This is a genomic window from uncultured Alistipes sp. (assembly GCF_910580175.1).
GTDB lineage: Bacteria > Bacteroidota > Bacteroidia > Bacteroidales > Rikenellaceae > Alistipes.
Map to the genome: position 1 here is coordinate 371,895 of NZ_CAJTXD010000002.1, position 17,647 is coordinate 389,541.

The 17,647-nt window shown below is 59.7% G+C and carries 16 protein-coding genes; 5 read left to right on the top strand and 11 right to left on the bottom strand.

Annotated features, from left to right (window positions below; all coding sequences use genetic code 11):
* Nucleotides 1-242: 242 nt before the first annotated feature.
* Together QZ298_RS03950 and QZ298_RS03955 are read right to left on the bottom strand one after the other, a co-directional pair.
* On the bottom strand, nucleotides 243-1,493 hold the full coding sequence (locus QZ298_RS03950; RefSeq protein ID WP_296005525.1) for a peptidase U32 family protein: 1,251 nt from the start codon (nucleotides 1,491-1,493) through the stop codon (nucleotides 243-245).
* Between the two features lie 65 nt (nucleotides 1,494-1,558).
* Nucleotides 1,559-2,530 (bottom strand): polyprenyl synthetase family protein, encoded by a 972-nt coding sequence (locus QZ298_RS03955; protein ID WP_296005527.1) that lies wholly within the window; start codon nucleotides 2,528-2,530, stop codon nucleotides 1,559-1,561.
* A 148-nt stretch (nucleotides 2,531-2,678) separates the two neighbouring features.
* Between QZ298_RS03955 and QZ298_RS03960 the strand changes: the two genes are divergently transcribed.
* From QZ298_RS03960 to QZ298_RS03970, 3 genes are all read left to right on the top strand, one after another.
* Nucleotides 2,679-3,683 (top strand): ROK family protein, encoded by a 1,005-nt coding sequence (locus tag QZ298_RS03960; protein ID WP_296005528.1) that lies wholly within the window; start codon nucleotides 2,679-2,681, stop codon nucleotides 3,681-3,683.
* Nucleotides 3,684-4,018: 335 nt separating this feature from the next.
* The gene (locus tag QZ298_RS03965) at nucleotides 4,019-6,586 is read left to right on the top strand and encodes an SLBB domain-containing protein (RefSeq protein ID WP_296005530.1); all 2,568 of its coding nucleotides are present in this window, start codon (nucleotides 4,019-4,021) and stop codon (nucleotides 6,584-6,586) included.
* Between the two features lie 50 nt (nucleotides 6,587-6,636).
* A complete protein-coding gene (locus QZ298_RS03970; protein ID WP_296005532.1) occupies nucleotides 6,637-7,746 on the top strand; it encodes a GNVR domain-containing protein in 1,110 nt (369 codons plus the stop codon).
* 67 nt (nucleotides 7,747-7,813) lie between these two features.
* On the opposite strand, the gene QZ298_RS03975 is transcribed toward QZ298_RS03970, so the two are convergent.
* The 5 genes from QZ298_RS03975 to QZ298_RS03995 form a co-directional block, all read right to left on the bottom strand.
* Nucleotides 7,814-8,851 carry a DUF2851 family protein gene (locus tag QZ298_RS03975; RefSeq protein ID WP_296005535.1) on the bottom strand — a complete coding sequence of 346 codons (1,038 nt, stop codon included), beginning with the start codon at nucleotides 8,849-8,851 and terminating at the stop codon, nucleotides 7,814-7,816.
* A 3-nt stretch (nucleotides 8,852-8,854) separates the two neighbouring features.
* Complete coding sequence (locus QZ298_RS03980; protein ID WP_296005536.1) at nucleotides 8,855-9,175, bottom strand: iron-sulfur cluster assembly protein; 321 nt, start codon at nucleotides 9,173-9,175, stop codon at nucleotides 8,855-8,857.
* A complete protein-coding gene (locus QZ298_RS03985; protein WP_296005538.1) occupies nucleotides 9,172-9,609 on the bottom strand; it encodes a SufE family protein in 438 nt (145 codons plus the stop codon). The genes QZ298_RS03980 and QZ298_RS03985 overlap by 4 nt, the downstream gene beginning before the upstream one ends.
* A gap of 9 nt (nucleotides 9,610-9,618) precedes the next feature.
* Nucleotides 9,619-11,190: an alkaline phosphatase family protein gene (locus QZ298_RS03990; protein ID WP_296005540.1), complete on the bottom strand. Its 1,572-nt coding sequence runs from the start codon at nucleotides 11,188-11,190 to the stop codon at nucleotides 9,619-9,621.
* Nucleotides 11,191-11,299: 109 nt separating this feature from the next.
* Nucleotides 11,300-12,277 (bottom strand): GSCFA domain-containing protein, encoded by a 978-nt coding sequence (locus QZ298_RS03995; RefSeq protein ID WP_296005541.1) that lies wholly within the window; start codon nucleotides 12,275-12,277, stop codon nucleotides 11,300-11,302.
* Nucleotides 12,278-12,340: 63 nt separating this feature from the next.
* Here QZ298_RS03995 and ispE point away from each other — a divergent pair, with 63 nt between their 5' ends.
* Nucleotides 12,341-13,159, top strand: coding sequence for a 4-(cytidine 5'-diphospho)-2-C-methyl-D-erythritol kinase (gene ispE / locus QZ298_RS04000; RefSeq protein ID WP_296005544.1), 819 nt, complete (start codon nucleotides 12,341-12,343; stop codon nucleotides 13,157-13,159).
* Nucleotides 13,160-13,194: 35 nt separating this feature from the next.
* Here the strand turns inward: ispE and rpiB are convergent, their stop codons facing one another.
* From rpiB to typA, 3 genes are read right to left on the bottom strand one after another with little or no spacing between them, the layout of a single operon-like run.
* Entirely contained in the window at nucleotides 13,195-13,635 is a 441-nt protein-coding gene (rpiB, locus tag QZ298_RS04005; RefSeq protein WP_296005546.1) for a ribose 5-phosphate isomerase B, read from the bottom strand.
* Between the two features lie 10 nt (nucleotides 13,636-13,645).
* Nucleotides 13,646-13,963 carry a hypothetical protein gene (locus QZ298_RS04010; protein ID WP_296005548.1) on the bottom strand — a complete coding sequence of 106 codons (318 nt, stop codon included), beginning with the start codon at nucleotides 13,961-13,963 and terminating at the stop codon, nucleotides 13,646-13,648.
* A 12-nt stretch (nucleotides 13,964-13,975) separates the two neighbouring features.
* The gene (gene typA, locus QZ298_RS04015) at nucleotides 13,976-15,778 is read right to left on the bottom strand and encodes a translational GTPase TypA (RefSeq protein ID WP_296005551.1); all 1,803 of its coding nucleotides are present in this window, start codon (nucleotides 15,776-15,778) and stop codon (nucleotides 13,976-13,978) included.
* Nucleotides 15,779-15,843: 65 nt separating this feature from the next.
* Between typA and aroB the strand changes: the two genes are divergently transcribed.
* The gene (aroB, locus tag QZ298_RS04020) at nucleotides 15,844-16,881 is read left to right on the top strand and encodes a 3-dehydroquinate synthase (protein WP_296005553.1); all 1,038 of its coding nucleotides are present in this window, start codon (nucleotides 15,844-15,846) and stop codon (nucleotides 16,879-16,881) included.
* Nucleotides 16,882-16,894: 13 nt separating this feature from the next.
* Here aroB and QZ298_RS04025 read toward each other — a convergent pair whose 3' ends face one another.
* The gene (locus tag QZ298_RS04025; RefSeq protein WP_296005555.1) at nucleotides 16,895-17,611 is read right to left on the bottom strand and encodes a hypothetical protein; all 717 of its coding nucleotides are present in this window, start codon (nucleotides 17,609-17,611) and stop codon (nucleotides 16,895-16,897) included.
* Between the last annotated feature and the right edge of the window lie 36 nt (nucleotides 17,612-17,647).

A 17,647-nucleotide genomic window follows, 5' to 3' on the forward strand; every position in this document is an offset into this window, starting at 1 on the left:
AGTGATTTCTTTCGAAACCGCAAGAGCCGGTCTCTACAATTTTGTGCCAACCTCGACAAGTCGGGCGGCGAATCGTTGTTTCTGTCCTGAACGGATCGCGGTTGCACAGAAAAACTCGGTAAAAAGCGGCGGAGTCAAGAATAAATGATTGCTTTTTTATGAAGGCGCCTATGAAGATTCTGCTATGCCAATTCCCGGACGATGCGGTTGTTCATGCGTCCGGTTTCTGGCCGCCGCCCGGTTCAATCGTTTCCTGTTTCTTCGAATTTATAGAGTTGGTCGCCGCGCCGGATCACTCCCGGGGTGCGGATGGAGCAGAGGTGTCCCTGTACGACGCTCGTCACGGGCGAGCCGTCGGGGCCGTGCAGCTCCTCCAGCCGTTGTTCTGCCACGCCTGTGGTCGCTCCCATGAAGAAGATCTCCTCGCCCCGATGCAGCGGTGCCGCTTCGATCAGCACTTCGGCCACGGAAAGTTTCTTGAAGAAGTTCGTCACTTTACCCACGTAGACCTTGCGGCGCGTGGCGGCCGATCCGTAATGGGTGCTGTGTTCGGCGACCGGGTGCCCTGCATAGTAGCCTTCCCAGAATCCGCGGTTGAAGACTGTGCGCAGGCGTTCTTTCAGTTCGGCGGCCCGTTCGGGCGTGTAGGTGTCGGTCTCGATCGCCCGCAAGGCGTCGTCGTAGCATTCCACCACGCGTTTCACGTATTCCGCACCCCGGGCGCGCCCCTCGATCTTGAGCACGCGCACGCCGGCGTCGACGAAACGGTCGAGGAAGTCGATCGTACAGAGGTCTTTGGGCGACAATACGTATTGCCCGTCGATGTCCAGCGCCGCACCGCTCTCCTGATCGGTCACGGTGTATTTGCGGCGGCACAGCTGGCGGCAGGCACCGCGGTTGGCCGAGCACCCCGTTTCGTAGAGCGAGAGGTAGCATTTGCCCGAAATAGACATGCAGAGCGCCCCGTGGGCGAACATCTCGATTTCGACCAGCTCGCCCCGCGGGCCGCGGATGTCGTTTTCCTCGATTTCCCGATGGATGCGCGCCACCTGCTCCAGCGTCAGTTCGCGGGCCAGCACCACCGTGTCGGCCCACTGCGAGAAGAACTTCACGGCTTCGGAATTCGATATGTTGCTCTGGGTCGATATGTGCACCTCCACGCCGATGCGGCGGGCATAGAGTATGGCGGCCATGTCGGTGGCGATGATGGCGTCCACGCCCTCGGCCTTGGCGCGGTCGATCACTTCGTGGACGGCGGCGATTTCGTCTTCGTAGACGATCGTGTTGACCGTCAGGTAGGCTTTCAGACCTGCGGCATGGGCCGTCGCGACGATCCGCGTCAGGTCGTCTTCCGTGAAGTTGGCTGCCGAAGCAGCGCGCATGTTCAGGCGTCCGATCCCGAAGTAGACCGAGTCGGCGCCGGCCTGGATCGCGGCCGCCAGCGCTTCGTACGACCCCACAGGAGCCATGATTTCGATATCTTTGCGTTGCATTTCCGGAATGTTGCTTGGATCGCCCGGCTGAATAGGAATGCGGGGCCGGTTCGGAACGGTTCTTCCTATTTGTTTCGGCCCAGCAGACCGATGGCGAATTCGCGCAGGGGGGCGGTGCGTACAACGTCGGCCGAGAGGGTGTCGAGCTGGGCGAGCGCCCGCTCGAACCGCAGCTCGATCTGCTGTTCAGCCAGATGGGGTACATCGAGCCGGTCGTAGATGGCTTTGACGGAAGCGATTTTCTGCTCGGCGGCCATTCGGTTGTCGGCGAGCAGGTTGCGCAGTTCTTCGCGCGTCGTCTCGTCTGCATGGCTCATCGCCGTGACGGTCAGGAAGGTTTTCTTGCCTTCCAGGATGTCGCCGCCGATGGCTTTGCCCAGTCGTTCGTCGCCGTAGCTGTCCAGCAGATCGTCCTGCAACTGGAACGCCAGCCCCAGTTCGATGGCGAAACGCCGGAGCCTGCGGCAGTCTTCGTCCGGAGCGCCGCCCAGCATGGCGCCGATGCTCACGGCACCGGCAAGCAGTACCGAAGTTTTCAGCTCGATCATGTGCATGTATTCGACTACCGAAACTTTCTGTTTCTCCTCGAAATCCATGTCGTACTGCTGGCCCTCGCATACTTCGAGAGCCATTTCGTTGAACGCCGCCAGCACCTTCGGCACCTGCGCCGCGGGCAGCATGCCCAGCAGCCGGTAGGCGTAGATCAGCATCGCGTCGCCCGAAAGGATCGCCACGTTGCGGCCCCACTTGGCATAGACCGAGGGCTTGCCGCGCCGGATGGCGGCGTTGTCCATGATGTCGTCGTGCAGCAGCGTGAAGTTGTGGAACACCTCGATGGCCGCCGCTGCGGGCAATGCCTGCTGGACGTTCTCGTCGAAGATCGCATAGGACAGCAGCGTGAGCATCGGGCGCAGCCGCTTGCCGCCTCCGGCCAGCGAATAGCCGATCGGAGCGTAGAGGAGTTGCGGTTCGGCCGGGAAGTCGGTTTGGGCCAGGTAGTGTTCGAAGAGGGTTTGCAGCTGCTCGTTGGTCTTCATGATTTTTCCGGTTCAGAATTCGCCCCAAAATTAGGAAAAAAAGTTGGGAGTTGCCGAATTTTTCGTATCTTTGTAAGAAAAGGGCAGAGGGCGAAGCTGTCTGTTGCCTTATGTTGCTTTCTTTCGAATCCATATCTTTGAACGCATTATGAAAAAACTCGTTATCGGCATCGACATCGGCGGTACCAATACGGCTTTCGGTTTGGTCGACGAGCAGGGCGACCTCTATGCCGAATCGGTCATCTCGACCAAAAAATATCCTTATTTCGACGATTATCCGGCTTACGTGCAGGATTTGTGCGATGCGATGCGGGCCTTGGCCGACAGCCTCTCGTTCGATTACGAGCTGGCCGGCATCGGCATCGGTGCGCCCAATGCCAATTATCATCGCGGGACGATCGAAAATCCGGCCAACTTGTGGAAGTTCCGCGACGACGAGAAAAATCCCGATGAGAGCCGCCGCATCTTCACGCTGGTCGACGACATCGCCCGCAATTTCAACGGCGTGTGTACGTTGATGACCAACGATGCCAATGCTGCCACCATCGGCGAAATGGTTTATGGCAATGCCAAGGGCATGCGCGATTTCGTCATGATTACGCTTGGCACCGGTTTGGGATCGGGGTTCGTCGCTAACGGCAAGATGATCTACGGACACGACGGTTTCGCCGGCGAGTTCGGCCATGTCATCGTCGAGCGCGACGGCCGGCAGTGCGGCTGCGGACGTCGCGGGTGTCTGGAGGCTTATGTTTCGGCGACGGGCATCAAGCGGACGGTATTCGAGTTGATGGCCAAGATGTCGGAGCCGAGCAAGCTGCGCGACATCGCTTTCAGCGACCTCGACGCTTCGATGATTTCGGTGGCCGCCGAGCAGGGCGATCCCGTTGCCAAAGAGGCTTTCCGTTTCACGGGCGAATTGCTGGGGCGTGCGCTGGCCGATGTCGTGACGGTCACTTCGCCCGAGGCGATCTTTCTTTTCGGAGGACTTTCCAAGGCCGGGAAGCTGATCTTCGAACCTACACAATGGTATATGGAGGAAAATATGATGTTTTTCTTCAAAAACAAGGTCAAGATTTTACCCAGCGGCATCCAGGGCAAGAACGCTTCCATCCTCGGCGCGTCGGCGCTCATCTGGCAGGAACAGGCCAAGTAATGGCGGGCGGCAGTTCCGCCGTGGTGCGGGACGGATGCCGGTTGGCTTTGCTTTAGGGTATATAGCGCTTGTTTTCAGGGGCTTCCGTGCAGGAGGCCCTTCTTTTTTTTGTGCAGCGTTTGTGCGGACGCCTGGCCGGGGTAGTTTTGTTGCCCTGCAATCTTTTGATTTTTAGTGGGTTGTTTTTGAATGCACAGGGTCGGAGATTTGTGCGGATTTGTTTGGCTGAGAAAATAAATTGATGTAATTTTGCAATCTTAGACAAAGAATTCGTCGTGGCTTTGCTGGCTGCAAGTTCGGCAGGGGCCGCAAAAAGTGAAAATATTTGCAATCGTATGAATCATAGATTTTTATTCGTCTTCATCGCATTGGTTTGTCTGGCCGGGAGCGCACAAGCCCAGATGACCGATAACCAGGTAATGGAGTATGTCGTCCAAGGATTGAGTGCAGGCAAAAGCCAGCAGCAGATCGGCAAGGAATTGCTTATCCGCGGCGTGTCGATGAGCCAGATCGAGAAACTGAAGAAGCGCTATGAAGAGAGCGGTGCGGATATTACCGCACTTTCGCAGGGTTCGGATTTGCGCGGCACGACTTCTTCCAGCCAGAGCACGATGCTCGGGTCGCAGCGTTCGGATCTGTTCCGCGATGTCTCGAACGATGATTCGGATAGAGTGCCGTCGTCGCAGAACGGCTATTTGCAAACGCAGCAAGGTTATTTGCAGAATGCGAAGAAGACCGGCATATCGTCGGATGCCAATGCACTCGACCCCGAGTTGTTGGCCTTGGGCATGGAGTCGGACATGGAGATGGACAAGAGGATGGTGCAGCCGCGCGATACGGTCGACGAGAACCCTATCTTCGGCCGCAATATCTTCAGCAGCAAATACCTCTCTTTCGAGCCGAACGCCAACATGGCCACGCCCGAAAACTATCGGCTCGGGCCGGGCGACGAGGTAATCATCGACATCTGGGGTGCCAATGAGGACAATATCCGCAAGATCATTTCTCCCGAAGGCAGCATCATGGTCACGCAGATCGGACCGGTCTATCTCAATGGGCTGACTGTGGCCGAGGCCGGGAAGAAGATACGCGGGATTTTCGCCCGCAAGTATGCTGGTGTCTCGGGCGAGCATCCCGAGTCCGAGGTGCAGGTTACGCTGGGCCAGATCCGCACGATCCTTATCCACGTGATGGGTGAGGTCGAGGTGCCGGGCACCTATCGTCTGACGTCGTTCGCTTCGGTATTCCATGCGCTATACATGGCCGGCGGCGTCACGCGCATCGGTACGCTCCGCAATGTGGAGGTCTTGCGCAACGGGCGGCGGTTCGCCGTGCTGGATGTCTACGACTTCATCTTCGGGGGCAAGTTTTCGAACGACATCCGCCTGGAGGAGGGCGACGTGATTCTGGTCGCGCCCTACGGCAAGCTGGTCGATGTCCAGGGCAAGGTAAAACGTCCCATGTTCTACGAAGCCAAGGCGGGCGAGAGTTTGCAGACGCTCATCGACTATGCCGGCGGCTTTGCCGGCGATGCCTATACCAAGGAGGTGCGCGTGGTGCGCCGTTCGGGCCGCGAGCATGAGTTTTTCTCGGTTCCGGCCGCTTCGTTCGGTTCGTTCGTGTTGGAGAACGGCGACGAGGTGGAGGTCGACGCCGTGTTGGATCGCTTCGCCAACCGGGTCGAGGTGCGTGGGGCGGTCTTGCGTCCCGGGATGTACGAGTTGTGCGACGACATGAACACCGTAGGACAGTTGGTCGCCCGAGCCGAAGGATTGAAGGAGGAGGCGTTCCTGACGCGTGCTCTGCTCTACCGCGAGCGCGACGATCTGTTGTTGCGGATGATCGCCGTCGATCTGGCGGGCATCTTGAACGGCACGGCGTCGGACGTGCCCTTGCAGCGTAACGACGTGCTGGTTATTCCCAGCCGTCACGATTTGCAGGAGGAGGGGCCGTTTACCATCGGCGGACAGATCGCACGGCCCGGGGAGTATCCCTACGTGGAAAACATGACGCTCGAAGATCTGATCATGCAGGCCGGAGGTCTGCTGGATGGCGCCTCCACGGTGCGCGTGGAGGTCTCGCGGCGTCTGAAGAACACCAAGAGCACCGTGGCGACCAACGATCTGAGCCAGGTTTTCATCTTTTCGATCAAGGACGGTTTCGTGGTCGACGGCAATGCCGAATTCGTGTTGGAGCCGTTCGATGTCGTGACTGTGCGCCGTAGTCCCGCCTACCAGGAGCAGCGGTCGGTAACCGTCTCGGGCGAGGTGGTTTTCGACGGCGACTATACGTTGGTGCATAAGAACGAACGCATTTCCGATTTGGTGCGCCGGGCCGGCGGCGTTACCAACGATGCTTATCTGCGGGGCGGACGTCTGACCCGCCGCATGAACGAGGAGGAGCGGCAGTTGCGCGACGACGTGTTGCGCATGGCCCGGCTCAACGGGGGAAAAGACTCGTTGTCGGTGGATAAGTTGACCGAGAATGACCTCTATACCGTGGGTATCGAGTTGGACAAGGCGCTGGCCAATCCTGGGTCGGATTACGACATGGTGTTGCGCGAGGGCGACAACCTGTTCGTGCCCGAGTACGTCAGCACCGTGAAGATTACCGGCGAGGTCATGCGTCCCAATACGGTGCTTTATTCCAAGTCGAAGAAATTCAAGGATTATATCGACTTGGCGGGCGGCTATGCCACCCGGGCCAAGCGCGGCCGGGCATATATCGTTTACATGAACGGCATGATTTCCCGGAAGAAGAACAAGATCGAGCCGGGATGCGAAATCGTCGTGCCCAGCAAGCGCGATCGTCCGGGGTTGGGTGTGACGCAGATCATGGGCTTGGCCACTTCGGCCGCATCGTTGGGTACGATGGCGGCAAGCATTGCGAACTTGGCCAAATAGCCCTTTCCCGACCAACTAACATTACGTTCAATACGTTTACTTTACGCAGGATGAACAACGAAATGCAGCAGCAGTCCGCAGGGGCGGGCGAAGAACAGGTCGATCTGTTGGAACTCGGACGCAAGGTGTGGGCCGAGCGTCGCATGGTGTTGCGCTGGTGCGGCTACGCCGTGATCTTCGCTTTGGCCGTTGCGTTTAGCATCCCCAAAGAATACACTGTCGAGACTACGTTGGCGCCCGAAACTTCCGACGGGAAAAATTCCTTGAGCGGACTGGGGTCGCTGGCCAGTCTGGCCGGCATCAACGTAGGTAGTTTGGGCAGCAGTTCCGATGCCGTCTATCCCGATCTTTATCCCGATATCGTGGCGTCGGTGCCGTTTCTTGTCGAGCTTTTCGATGTGCAGGTCGTCGCGCACGACGGCGATTTGCAGACGGACATCTCTGATTATGTGAATAATCACATCCGCAGTCCTTGGTGGCACATGCTGTTGCAGGCGCCGTTCCGGGCCTTGAAGGGAATCCGATCGTTGTTGGGCGGCGATGCTTCCGAAGGGGCGGCTGGGGTCGACATATTCCGGTTGACCCGGGAGCAGGCCGACGTCGTTCGTGCGCTCGACAAGCGGATCGCTGTTTCGGTCGACAAAAAGACTTCGCTCGTCACGTTGTCCGTGACTATGCAGGATCCGGTCGTGGCTGCCATGTTGGCCGATACGGTCATGTATAATCTTCAGAAATACATTACCGAATATCGTACCAATAAGGCCCGTAACGATCTCAAGTTCACACAGCAACTTTTCGACGAGGCGAAACGGAACTATTATAAGGCCCAGCAGCAGTATGCACGGTATGTGGATGCTAATCAGAATATCGTGTTGCGGTCGGTGCGTACCGAGCAGGAGCGTTTGGAGAACGAAGCCGAGCTGGCTTACAATGTTTACAATCAGGTTGCCCAGCAGTTGCAGTTGTCCAAGGCCAAGGTGCAGGAGAGTACGCCCGTTTATGTGATTGTGCAGCCTGCCACCGTGCCGCTCAGGCCTTCGGCGCCGTCGAAAATGCTGATCCTCGTGGGGTGCGTTTTCCTGGCCGGAGTGGCGGCCGTGGGGTGGATTCTTTTCGGCCGCGACTTCTATGGGAAATGCAGGAGTTGTTCTGAAGATTGAGACTTTTGCGACTCTTTCCTACAATAGAAAATTCTTTGCCCGCCGCACAGAGGTTTGCGGCGGGTTTTTATTTTTCGCTTTCGGCCGTTATTTTTTGGAGTATTCGGCGACCGACGGGGCATGCGTTGCAGCGGGGCGTTGCCGGAGGAGCGGAGCGGCGGAAGAAAATGCTTTTCTGCGGGTGCGCCCGGGCGTTCGGATCGTTGTTGCCGGGTGCGCAATATTCCGTGGCAAGTTGTAGCAGCGCCTGCGTTTCGAACGCGTTGACCGGGGCCAGTCCCGTGTTGCGCCATGCCGTGATGTAGCGGTTTTCTTCGGCTGGGAGACGTTCGAGCAGAGCCAGGGCGTTGTCGCGCAACGTATCGTTGCCCGTATAGCTGCCGTAGGCGAATTGAAGAATGGCTACCAGGTTGATGCCGATGATGTTGGCTTTGAATGTGCCGATGCGCTTGGGTTGTTCGTCGCTCGCCGCGCCCGGAATGTAGTGCGTGCGCCAATATTCCGACGCTTCGATGCAGAAGAGTTGCCGGATGTCGTTCTCCGTGCGGCAGGCCATGGCCCGGCCCATGACGAATTCATCCTGCGTGAAGAATGCCGCGGCCTGCGCCAGACGCAACACCGGGTGGTTCGCAGGGCGGATGTTGCCCAGCTCCCATTCGTCGGGCCGCATCGGGTCGATGTCGTATTTGGCGGACAGATGTTCGAAAGTGCGCCGCAGGTCGAGCGTGTACGCGTCGTGACGGTAGAGTTCCAGCAGTCCCGAGGCGCCGAAGAACATCGCTTCCACCGCGTGCGGCGCCATGCGTTCGCGCAGCACGGCCTTGTAGGGCACGCGGCGCGCCAGCCGCAGGTAGGCTTCCTGGTTCTGGCGGTCGCCTAACGTGCGGAAGTAGAGCAGGTAGAACGTCTGATTCCAGTTTTCGTTGGCTTCGCGATGGAGTCTTTCGACCATGCGCATCTTGCGCTCCAGGCGGTCGAAAGCCAGTGCCGTGTAGATCCCGTTGCGTTGCAGCGGATCGAGTCCTGTCAGGTAACCGCCGCAGGCGCACGTCGCAGCTCCGGCCTGCAACCGTTCCAATGCTTGTCGCGCCTGCTCCGTCTCCATGGTTCAGAGCATGTTGAGTTCAAGCAGCGCTTCTTCCGACATCATGCTGCGATCCCACACGGGGTCGAACGTCAGAATCACGTTTACCGATTCCACGCCCGGGACTTTGCCCACTTGCATGTTGACGTCTTCGACCAGCATGTCGGCCATCGGGCAGTTGGGCGCTGTGAGGGTCATGCGGATCGTCGCCGTCCCGTCGGGCGTGTAGTCGATCTCGTAGATCAGTCCCAGGTCGTAGATGTTGACCGGGATTTCCGGGTCGTATATATTTTTGAGTGTCAGAACGATGTCTTGTTCGACTTTCAGTATCTCTTCCGGTGTCATTGCGCTTTTTCTTTAGAGTCGTTTTTCGCGGCGTAGGCCAGGGCGTAGAGACGCATCTGCTTGACCATCGCCGCCAGGCCGTTGGCCCGCGTGGGGGAGAGGTTGGCGCTCAAGCCGATGGCGTCGATGAAGTAGAGTTCCAGATCGACCGCCTCTTGAGGCGTTCTTCCGTCCAGTACACGGATCAGCAGCGCGATGATGCCTTTCGTGATGATGGCGTCGCTGTCGGCCGTGAAGCGCATGCGGCCTTGGTCGTCGAGCGTCGCATCGATCCACACGCGCGACTGACAGCCGTTGATCTGGTAGCGTTCGGTGCGGTGCTCCGGTGCGATGGGCGGCAACTGCCCGCCCAGACTTATGAGGTAGTCGTATTTGTCCAGCCAGTCGTCGAAGACCGAGAATTCGTCGATGATTTCGTCTTGTATCTTGTCCATAGTCGTTGTTTATTCGGTTATCTCTTCCAGCACCTCGCCTTCGGAGGCTGCCGGCTCGGAAATTTCCAGCAGGCGCGCCACGGTCGGAGCTATGGCGGTCATGTCTACACGGCGTCGGATGCGTTGCGATGCGATTCCCGTGCCGTAGAAAAGCAGCGGCACTTCCGTGTCGTAGCCGTACATCGATCCCGACGAGGAGTGGCAGCGGTCGCGTTCTTCGATCCAGCCGGGCATCAGATTGAGAATCACGTCGCCCGACCGGCGGGGATAGAAGCTGTTTTGCAGGCGCCGGGCATAGCCGCTGCCGAAGTAGCTCGTGCGCATGGCCGTGGCGGCCAGCGCGTGCGAAACCCCTTCGAACTGCATGGCGAAGATCGCCACTTCGTTCTGCACTTCTGCAAGGTTCAGCCCGCGTTCGTATATCAGGTTGTGATTCAGTCGGATGCAGCTGCCTGAGTAGTCGGTTACCCAGTTGCCCGCGCCGTAGCGGACGTTGAGGAAGCCGTTGACGATCACTTCGAACTGACGGGCGTTGAATCGGTCGGCCTGCGTGGCGGCCAGGTCGTAGGAAGGACTGGTGCCATGATCCGACGTGAGGATCACGACCGCCTCGTCGTTTTCCACTTGGGCGAAAAGGAAGGTCAGGAAGTCGGCCAGGTCGCGGTCGAGCCGGTAGTACATGTCTTCGGCTTCGATCGACTCGGGGCCGTAGGCTTCGCTTATGCGGCGCGAGGCATCCAGGCAGATGTTCAGCAAGTCGGGCGTCGTGTCGGCGCCCAGCTTGAACTGCGCGATCGCCTGCTTGGCGAAGTCCAGCACGGCCGTGTTGCCGGCCGGCGTGTAGAGCAGCCGTTCGTAGTCGTTGATCAGTTTAAGGCGCTTGGCGCCAGGTGCTTCGCGGTCGTTTTCCTTGCGCGTGCGGCCCGATGGTACGATGTCCCAGTGGCGTGTGTTGCGGTAGTTGGTGCGGTCGTAGAGCGTGCGCCACGGCGTGGCGATATAGGAGAGGGTGTAGTGTTCACGGTTGTTGCGGGCGATCCATTCGGGCAGGGAGTCCGCATAGTAATAGGAGGTCGTCCAGCCGGCATGCTGCGGATCGAGCCAGAACACCTGGTCGGTGCGTCCGCCCATCACTACGGCCGATTCGGCTTCAGCGGCCACCGTTACGCAGCGGCTCTCGGGTACCTGGCGCACCAGCGTTTCGCCTAAGGTCGGGGCGATCAGATGATAGGGGCCGTCGCCCTTGCGGCCTGCTGTGAGCCACACGGTCGAGTTATCCGTGTAGTCTTGCCAGCGGGAGCCGATCACGCCGTGGGTCGAGGGCATGGCTCCCGTGGTCAGGGTGGCCAGCGATACGGGGGTGGTGGTCTGCTGGTAGTCGTAGCGCGCGCCCGTGAAGCGGGCGCCTTGTTCGGTCAGGCGGCGGAATCCCGCTTCGCCGAAGTGGGCTGCATAGCGGTCGAGGTCTTCGGCGCGCATCGAGCCGACGACGATCTGTACGATCAGCCGGGGGCGGGGCGTGCGGGCTTGTATGGAGAGGGCGCCGAGCGCGCCCAGAAGCAGCAAAAGGAGTTTTTTCATTGTTCGAGTGTTCCGAGAGACAAAAATAGAAATAAGCGAGAGCAAAAGCAAGTGTCAATTTGATTTTGCCGGCGCAGAGCAGGGGCGGCGAAACCGAAATTGCAAAAATTCAACGTGGTTTGTCGCCGCAAAATTGTGCTGTTTCGTGCGAAAAGTCGATGCCGGCCGTGCGTTCCAGTTCGGCCATGCGGTCGAGCAGGCGGCGGCGCAGGCGGCGGTCGGCTTCGCTGTCGGGGCGGCGCGGACGGTGGGAGCAGGAGGCGGTCAGCCGTTCGACTTCGGGCAGCAGGGCCTGCGCCGATTCGGACAGGGCCGCCTGTGCGAAGCGCTCCCACACATATTCCACTGCCTGCGGCGAGGGATGCACCAGATCGTCGGCATAGAACCGATAGTCGCGCAGGTCGTCCATGAGGATTTCGCAGGCCGGGAAATAGTGCGCTCGGTCGAACCGCTCCGTCAGTTCCGCGATGGCTACACGGAGCGTCGCCTTGCTCAGCGAGTTGCCTTCCGCTCCGTCGCCTATGTGGCGCACCGGGCTGACCGTGAAGATCGTCTCCTTGTCGGCCAGCGGCCCGGCGAGCAGTTCCGACCATTCGGCGACGATTTGTTCGACGCCCAGCCGTTCGCGCCGGAAGAGTGCCTGGGGCTGTTTGTGGCAGTTGGCGACGATCCGGCCCTCTTCGCGCAGCCGGTAGACCCAGGCCGTGCCGAAAGTGACGATGACGCAGCGAGCAGCCGGCAGACGCGTGCGCAGAGCGTCCAGCGCATCGTTGTAGCGCAGCAGCACCGTAGACGGGTCGGGGGCACTCAAGAGCGTATTGGTGTCGTAGTGGAACCACCAGCCGTCGGCATCCTGCCGCAGTTCGGCGGCTGTTGCGCGGGCCGGGTCTTGGGCGCGGCGCAGCAGGGCTGCGATGGAGGCCGGGTTGAACAGCGGGCCTGTGAAATTGCCGGCGGCCCGGAATTTCGCTTTCCGCATCCGCAGGCGCATTTCGTCGGCGAAGCACGAGCCGAACAGCAGGATGCGGTCGGCGTAGTCGATGCGGGTGCCGAGCGGCGCGATTTTTATTTCGGTGCGGAATTGCATGCGATATTAAGATTTGTAGAACCCAATAATATACAAAATTACGAATTTTCTTACCTTTGTTGCATGATTCTGCATGCGAACTGCAAAATAAATTTGGGTCTCGACATCCTGCGTCGCCGCGAGGACGGCTACCATGAACTCGAAACGTTGATGGTACCCGTGCGGGGGCTTTTCGACGAGGTGGAAGTGACGCGGCGCGCCTGCTCCGGCGTGAGGTTCCGCACCGAAGGCACGGCTGTCGACTGCCCGCCCGAGCAGAATCTCTGCCTGCGGGCTTTTCGGTTGATGCACGAGCGCTACGGTGTCGATGGGGTGGAGATCCGGCTCGACAAGCGGGTGCCGTTCGGCGCCGGGCTGGGGGGCGGTTCGTCCGATGCTACGGCCGTGCTGCTGGCGCTCGACGAGCTGTTCGACTTGCACTTGCCGGAAACGGAATTGATCGTCTGTGCCGCTGCATTGGGCAGCGATACGGCTTTTTTCGTGCGGAATGTTCCGCAGTTTTGCACCGGTCGGGGCGAGATATTGACACCCTGGCCGCTCGACCTCAGCGGATTGTGGATCGCCATCGTGAAGCCCGATGAGGGCGTTTCGACCCGCGAAGCCTATGCCGGCGTGACGCCCCGCGTGCCGCAGGTGCCCCTTGCCGAGCGGCTGCGCCGTCCCGTGGGGGAGTGGCAGAGAGAGGTAACCAACGATTTCGAGCCGTCGGTCTTTGCGGCGCATCCCGCGATTCGGGCCGCCAAGGAGACCCTTTTGGCTGCCGGGGCGCTCTATGCGTCGATGTCGGGCAGCGGTTCGGCCGTCTTCGGGCTGTTCGACGATCCGCAAAAAGCAGAGCGTCTGCAAAAGCAGACGCCCTACGTTTACAAGATGGAAAAATAATCCGAATCGTTGCGGAGAGTCCTAAAATCAGGATTTCAGCACTCCTTCACTCCCATCTTTGCGATGCGCTTCTCGTGGCGGCCGCCCTCGAACGAGGCGGCAAGGAACGCATCGAGCATAGCCACTGCCTCGTCGTTGGAGACGAAGCGGGCCGGCAGAACAAGGATGTTGGCGTCATTGTGCTGGCGGATGAGCGTGGCGACCTCGGGGTTCCAGCACAATCCGGCGCGGATACCTTGGTGCTTGTTGAGCGTCATGGCCATGCCTTCGCCCGATCCGCAGAGTGCTACGCCCCACTTCGGTTCCCCTTGCTCGACGGCCCGGGCCAGCGCATGGGCGAAATCGGCATAGTCGACGCTCTCGGGCGAATGGGTGCCGAAGTCGAGCACTTCGTAGCCCATGGCGTCGAGGTAACCCACCAGGAATTCTTTCATTTCGTAGCCTGCATGGTCGCAGGCGATACCTATCTTTTTCATAACTTCAATGCTACTTCAAAAAGTGTTCCGCGACGGCGATCAGCAGACCGAACACCAGGGCGTTGAGCAGGACGACGGGCGTGGCCTTGCGTTCCTTGCCGGTAAATGTGAGCACTACGGGCAGCGCCATCATCAGCGTCACGGCCATGCCGTCGGCCCACCAGGGCAGGTAGGGCAGATTGCTGTGGAAGATGATGACGGCGGCGAACAGGTAGGTGCAGAACGCCGAGAGACACGAGCGCAGCGAGAGCCGCCGGGCCAGCATGGGGATTACGTCGAGCAGACCGGCTGCGGCGCCGACGCACAGGGAAAGCATGAAGTGGGACATAGGCTGAAAGTTTTATTTCGACGCCCGTTTGCGGTCGACCTCGTGCAACAGAATCTTCCGCAGACGCATGGCATTGGGCGTCACTTCTACGTATTCGTCTTCCTTGATGTATTCGAGCGCTTCTTCGAGCGTGAAGACCTTGGGCGGCACGATCACGGCCTTGTCGTCCGAACCCGATGCGCGCATGTTGGTCAGCTGCTTCGACTTGGTAACGTTGACCGTGATGTCGTTCTGGCGCGTGTGCTCGCCGATGACCTGACCTTCGTAGACTTGGTCCATGGGGTTGATGAAGAAGCGGCCGCGGTCTTGCAGCTTGTCGATCGAATAGGCGTAGGCCGTGCCGGTCTCGCCCGAGATGATCGAGCCGTTGGTACGCATCTCGATTTCGCCGATCCACGGCTCGAAGCCTTTCAGCCGATGGGTCATGATCGCCTCGCCGGCCGTGGCCGTGAGCATGTTCGAGCGCAGGCCGATGATGCCGCGCGAGGGGATGGAGAACTCCAGCCGCACGCGGTCGCCGTTGGATTCCATGTTCGTGAGCGTGCCCTTGCGTTTGGTCGTCAGCTCGATGACCGTACCGGAGTGTTCCTCGGGACAATCGACGGTCATCTCCTCGATCGGCTCGCACTTCTTGCCGTCGATCTCTTTGACGATCACGCGGGGCTGGCCCACCTGCAATTCGTAGCCCTCGCGGCGCATGGTCTCGATGAGCACCGAGAGGTGCAGCACGCCGCGTCCGAAGACGTTGAACGAATCGGCCGACGGCCCGGGCGTCACGCGCAGGGCGAGGTTCTTCTCCAATTCGCGGTCGAGACGATCCTTGATATGGCGCGAGGTAACGTATTTGCCATCCTTGCCGAAGAAAGGCGAGTTGTTGATCGTGAAAAGCATCGACATCGTAGGTTCGTCGATGGCGATGGGGGGCAGGGGTTCGGGATTCTCGAAGTCGCAGATCGTGTCGCCGATTTCGAAACCCTCGATGCCCGTGATGGCGCAGATTTCGCCGCACGGTACTTCGTCGACTTTCTTTTTGCCCAGTCCTTCGAAGATCATCAGTTCCTTGATCTTGGTCTTCTGCATCGTCACGCCGTCACGCTTGGCCAGCGTCACGTTCTGTCCGGCCCGCAGGGTTCCGCGCGTGACCTTGCCCACGGCGATGCGGCCCGTGTAGGCCGAATACTCCAGCGACGTGACGAGCATCTGGGGCGTTCCCTCGACGATCGCCGGTTCGGGAATCTCGTCGATGATGGCGTCGAGCAGCGGCACGATCGAGTCGGTCGGCTCGTTCCACTTGTGCGACATCCAGCCCTGCTTGGCCGAGCCGTAGATGGTCTTGTAATCGAGCTGTTCCTCGGTGGCGTCGAGCGAGAACATCAGATCGAAGACCTGTTCGTTGACCACCTCGGGACGGCAGTTGGGTTTGTCGACCTTGTTTACCACTACGATGGGCTTCTTACCCAGTGAGAGCGCTTTTTGCAACACGAAACGTGTCTGTGGCATGGTGCCCTCGAACGCGTCGACGAGCAGCAGCACGCCGTCGCACATGTTCAGCACGCGCTCGACCTCGCCGCCGAAGTCGGCGTGGCCCGGGGTGTCGATGATGTTGATCTTGTAGTCCTTGTAGATGACCGATACGTTCTTGGAGAGAATCGTGATGCCTCTCTCTCGCTCCAAGTCGTTGTTGTCCAGTATGAGTTCGCCGTTTTGTTTGGCGTTGTCGCGCAGGATATGGCCTGCCAGAATCATCTTGTCGACGAGCGTAGTCTTGCCATGGTCGACGTGGGCGATGATGGCGATGTTGCGCAGTTTTTGCATAGAAATGGGTTTTGTGGTGCAAAGGTAGCAAAATCCGGGTAAATTGTGCTAAATTTGTCTGTTTCTTGAAAAAATCGAAAAGCATGAAGCCTGCGTTCAATGTCCGTGAACAGAGCGGAATCTACATAGGCCCGGTGGCCGATCTGCTGCCCGGACTCTTGCCCGAGGGGCGCACGGTCGTGGTGTGCGACACGGCGACGGAGCAGTTTTTCGCCTCGTGGCTCGCGCCTTTCGACAAGGCTGTGATCGGCCGGGGCGAGGAGGTCAAGACCCTGCGTACGGTCGAGACGCTCTACCGGCGTTTCATCGAACTGGGCGTCGACCGCAGAACGTTCGTGTTGGGCGTGGGCGGCGGTATCGTGACCGATGTCGCCGGTTTCGCCGCATCGACCTACATGCGCGGTCTGGAGTTCGGTTTCGTGCCGACCACGCTGCTGGGGCAGGTCGACGCCTCGGTCGGCGGAAAGAACGGCGTGAATGTCGACGGTTATAAGAATATGGCCGGAACGTTCAGTCAACCGGATTTCGTCATTTGCGATCCGGCGCTTCTGCGCACGCTGCCCGACCGGGAGTTTCGGGCCGGACTGGCCGAGGCGGTCAAGACGTCCGTCATTGCCGATGCCGACCTCTTTGCGCGGCTGGAGCGCAGCTCGTTCGAGACACTGCGCAAGGATACCGACTTGCTGGCGGATGCTGTTTCGGCATCGATCCGTGTGAAGGCCGACATCGTGGAGCGCGACGAGCGCGAGACCGGCGAGCGGCGCAAGCTCAATTTGGGCCACACGCTGGCTCATGCTATCGAGAAGTGCTCGTCGCAAATGAACCACGGCGAAGCGGTAGCCGTGGGCATGGCTATGATCGCCGACGTTGCTGTGCGGGAGGGGGTGCTGTCGGCATCCGACCGGGATCGTATCGTGGGGCTGCTGCGCGCTCTGGGCTTCGAACTCACACCGCCGGTGCCTGTCGGACAACTCTTGGCTGAGGTCGGCAAGGACAAGAAGAACGAGAACGGTGTGTTGCGCATCGTCCTGCCGGTCGGCATCGGCGACTGCGAGGTGCGGCCGATAGCGGTCGAAGAATTCGCAGCGCTCGTGCTGCCATAAAACGCAGCGGCACCTATCGCTGCGGACGGAGCACGGAGATCAGCTCGGAACGGCTTTCGAATTTTCCCCTTTTGTTCAGTTTCTCGACGCGGACGCTGCCGACGCCCGGTGCATACCAGGTTCTGATCTGCGCCGCAGCCCCGACCACCGACCATTTGACATGCACCGTCTCGGTCAGACACACCGTTTCATATGTCCCGGCCGGCACGGTAGTCGTTTCCTGCGCCACGACCCGGCGATCTGAAATACGTATCGACACCTGAGTCTTGAATCCGTTTTCGGTGCGGATGTGCAATGTCATCGCCAGCTCGGGAAGCAGCTGGCCAGCCTGCAGGACGGCAGGAATGAGATATTTGTCGCCCCGGCATTCGACCGAAGCCTTCCAATCGTCTCCGGAAACCATATCGAGCCAGTCGTCCGGACGCAGACAGATCCCCTCTGCACTCACGACAAGCCGGCCGGTCTGCAGCGCGTCGCCTCCTTTGTCGGGTTCGACCGGCCGACGGTCAGCATCCAGCAGGGCGGTGCGGGTCTCGACGATCAGCCCGTCGGGACCGGATTCGCTCGCAGCAACGACCGTCTGCGTGTAACCCGTCAACGCGCCCCGGGAATCGTAGTCGGCATATTCGAGTTGTGTTCCTACTTCGGTACAGGCAAGCGGAAGCGACTGGGCGCCGGCGGATGCCGCTGCACCCAACCCGGCGAAAACAAGGCAAAGGATTTTCTTCATTGGAACTCAGAAATCGGAACCTTGCAAATATAAGCA

What these genes read in the sequence shown, in the direction of transcription:
- QZ298_RS03950 (WP_296005525.1), bottom strand. Translation starts at nt 1,493, where the DNA reads ATGCAACGCAAAGATATCGAAATCATGGCTCCTGTGGGGTCGTACGAA.
- QZ298_RS03955 (WP_296005527.1), bottom strand. Translation starts at nt 2,530, where the DNA reads ATGAAGACCAACGAGCAGCTGCAAACCCTCTTCGAACACTACCTGGCC.
- QZ298_RS03960 (WP_296005528.1), top strand. Translation starts at nt 2,679, where the DNA reads ATGAAAAAACTCGTTATCGGCATCGACATCGGCGGTACCAATACGGCT.
- QZ298_RS03965 (WP_296005530.1), top strand. Translation starts at nt 4,019, where the DNA reads ATGAATCATAGATTTTTATTCGTCTTCATCGCATTGGTTTGTCTGGCC.
- QZ298_RS03970 (WP_296005532.1), top strand. Translation starts at nt 6,637, where the DNA reads ATGAACAACGAAATGCAGCAGCAGTCCGCAGGGGCGGGCGAAGAACAG.
- QZ298_RS03975 (WP_296005535.1), bottom strand. Translation starts at nt 8,851, where the DNA reads ATGGAGACGGAGCAGGCGCGACAAGCATTGGAACGGTTGCAGGCCGGA.
- QZ298_RS03980 (WP_296005536.1), bottom strand. Translation starts at nt 9,175, where the DNA reads ATGACACCGGAAGAGATACTGAAAGTCGAACAAGACATCGTTCTGACA.
- QZ298_RS03985 (WP_296005538.1), bottom strand. Translation starts at nt 9,609, where the DNA reads ATGGACAAGATACAAGACGAAATCATCGACGAATTCTCGGTCTTCGAC.
- QZ298_RS03990 (WP_296005540.1), bottom strand. Translation starts at nt 11,190, where the DNA reads ATGAAAAAACTCCTTTTGCTGCTTCTGGGCGCGCTCGGCGCCCTCTCC.
- QZ298_RS03995 (WP_296005541.1), bottom strand. Translation starts at nt 12,277, where the DNA reads ATGCAATTCCGCACCGAAATAAAAATCGCGCCGCTCGGCACCCGCATC.
- ispE (WP_296005544.1), top strand. Translation starts at nt 12,341, where the DNA reads ATGATTCTGCATGCGAACTGCAAAATAAATTTGGGTCTCGACATCCTG.
- rpiB (WP_296005546.1), bottom strand. Translation starts at nt 13,635, where the DNA reads ATGAAAAAGATAGGTATCGCCTGCGACCATGCAGGCTACGAAATGAAA.
- QZ298_RS04010 (WP_296005548.1), bottom strand. Translation starts at nt 13,963, where the DNA reads ATGTCCCACTTCATGCTTTCCCTGTGCGTCGGCGCCGCAGCCGGTCTG.
- typA (WP_296005551.1), bottom strand. Translation starts at nt 15,778, where the DNA reads ATGCAAAAACTGCGCAACATCGCCATCATCGCCCACGTCGACCATGGC.
- QZ298_RS04025 (WP_296005555.1), bottom strand. Translation starts at nt 17,611, where the DNA reads ATGAAGAAAATCCTTTGCCTTGTTTTCGCCGGGTTGGGTGCAGCGGCA.